1 rRNA gene (only partly in view) is annotated in these 2,500 nt (G+C 52.8%); it reads left to right on the forward strand.

Features of this window, described 5'->3' with window-relative positions:
• The first annotated feature begins 311 nt into the window (after positions 1–311).
• Positions 312–2,500 (forward strand): 23S ribosomal RNA (locus tag GGR23_RS22830); it runs 695 nt beyond the window's last position.

Here is a 2,500-nt window from a genome sequence, read left to right on the forward strand (position 1 = left end):
TGTGAAGAGAAGATATGTCTGGACGGTCATCGATTGATGGTCGTGCCTTGAAGGCATCTGGGATGGTGAGGGTTTAGGCCTTTGCTGTTCGGGTGCTGGTTGATGTTGCCTGACCGCGCATCACCGGACAATATCTCGAGAAGCTGGTCTTATCGATGGCCCTGGAAACGCTCGGCGTGTTTCCTTTGAAGGGACCATCGAAGAAAGAAGCGCTGATGGCGTTCCTTGACCGTGCAGTTGTAAAAGGTAGCTGTACTGGCTGGCAGGAGAGATCCTGGCGGCCTGAAGGGATGAGCATTGGCAATGAGAACGATCAAGTGTCGTAAGGGCATTTGGTGGATGCCTTGGCATGCACAGGCGAAGAAGGACGTGATACGCTGCGATAAGCCGTGGGGAGCCGCGAATAGGCTTTGATCCATGGATCTCCGAATGGGGAAACCCACCTTAGATACTTGGGAAATCTTTTATGTCGGAAACGGTTTTACGAAGCGGACGCTTCGCAAGGCCGGCCGGCCGTCGCCGCTGATGCGGCGCCCGGTCCGGAGCGCATTGCGCGTGAGGACATAAGAGTTTTCCAAGTATTGTTATAAGGTATCTTGCACTGAATACATAGGTGTAAGAAGCGAACGCAGGGAACTGAAACATCTAAGTACCTGTAGGAAAGGACATCAACCGAGACTCCGCAAGTAGTGGCGAGCGAACGCGGACCAGGCCAGTGGCAATGAAGGATGAAGTGGAACAATCTGGAAAGGTTGGCCATAGTGGGTGATAGCCCCGTACGCGGTAAAGACTTCATTGTCCTTGAGTAAGGCGGGACACGAGAAATCCTGTCTGAAGATGGGGAGACCACTCTCCAAGCCTAAGTACTCGTGCATGACCGATAGCGAACAAGTACCGTGAGGGAAAGGTGAAAAGCACCCCGACGAGGGGAGTGAAATAGAACCTGAAACCGGATGCCTACAAACAGTCGGAGGGGGCAACCCTGACGGCGTACCTTTTGTATAATGGGTCAACGACTTAGTGTAACGAGCAAGCTTAAGCCGGTAGGTGTAGGCGTAGCGAAAGCGAGTCTGAATAGGGCGCCTTAGTTCGTTGCATTAGACCCGAAACCGAGTGATCTAGCCATGAGCAGGTTGAAGGTTGGGTAACACCAACTGGAGGACCGAACCCGCATCTGTTGCAATAGATTGGGATGACTTGTGGCTAGGGGTGAAAGGCCAATCAAACTCGGAGATAGCTGGTTCTCCGCGAAATCTATTTAGGTAGAGCGTCGAGCGAATACTCCCGGGGGTAGAGCACTGGATGGGCTATGGGGACTCACCGTCTTACTGATCCTAACCAAACTCCGAATACCGGGAAGTACTACTCGGCAGACACACGGCGGGTGCTAACGTCCGTCGTGAAAAGGGCAACAACCCTGACCTCCAGCTAAGGTCCCCAAGTCATGGCTAAGTGGGAAAGGATGTGAGGATCCCAAAACAACCAGGATGTTGGCTTAGAAGCAGCCATCATTTAAAGAAAGCGTAACAGCTCACTGGTCTAAATAAGGGTCTTTGCGCCGAAAATGTAACGGGGCTAAAGCCATGCACCGAAGCTGAGGATGTGTGCTTGCACACGTGGTAGCGGAGCGTTCCGTAAGCCTGCGAAGGGGTATCCGTGAGGGGCCCTGGAGGTATCGGAAGTGCGAATGTTGACATGAGTAACGACAAAGAGGGTGAGAGACCCTCTCGCCGAAAGACCAAGGGTTCCTGCTTAAAGTTAATCTGAGCAGGGTTAGCCGGCCCCTAAGACGAGGCGGAAACGCGTAGTCGATGGGAACCACGTTAATATTCGTGGGCCTGGTGGTAGTGACGGATTGCGTAACTTGTGAGGGCTTATTGGATTGTCCTTGCAGGGAAGCGGTTCCAGGAAATAGCTCCACCATTATAGACCGTACCCGAAACCGACACAGGTGGTCAGGTAGAGTATACCAAGGCGCTTGAGAGAACTATGCTGAAGGAACTCGGCAAATTGCACGCGTAACTTCGGAAGAAGCGTGACCCTTTAGCGGGCAACCGTTGAAGGGTGGCACAGACCAGGGGGTAGCGACTGTTTATCAAAAACACAGGGCTCTGCGAAGTCCATAAGACGACGTATAGGGTCTGACGCCTGCCCGGTGCTGGAAGGTTAAGAGGAGAGGTGCAAGCTTTGAATTGAAGCCCCAGTAAACGGCGGCCGTAACTATAACGGTCCTAAGGTAGCGAAATTCCTTGTCGGGTAAGTTCCGACCTGCACGAATGGCGTAACGACTTCCCCGCTGTCTCCAGCATAGACTCAGTGAAATTGAATTCCCCGTGAAGATGCGGGGTTCCTGCGGTCAGACGGAAAGACCCCGTGCACCTTTACTATAGCTTTACACTGGCATTCGTGTCGGCATGTGTAGGATAGGTGGTAGGCTTTGAAGCAGGGACGCCAGTTTCTGTGGAGCCATCCTTGAAATACCACCCTTATCGTCATGGAT

The sequence above is a fragment of the Gellertiella hungarica genome, from assembly GCF_014197145.1.
Lineage (GTDB): Bacteria > Pseudomonadota > Alphaproteobacteria > Rhizobiales > Rhizobiaceae > Gellertiella > Gellertiella hungarica.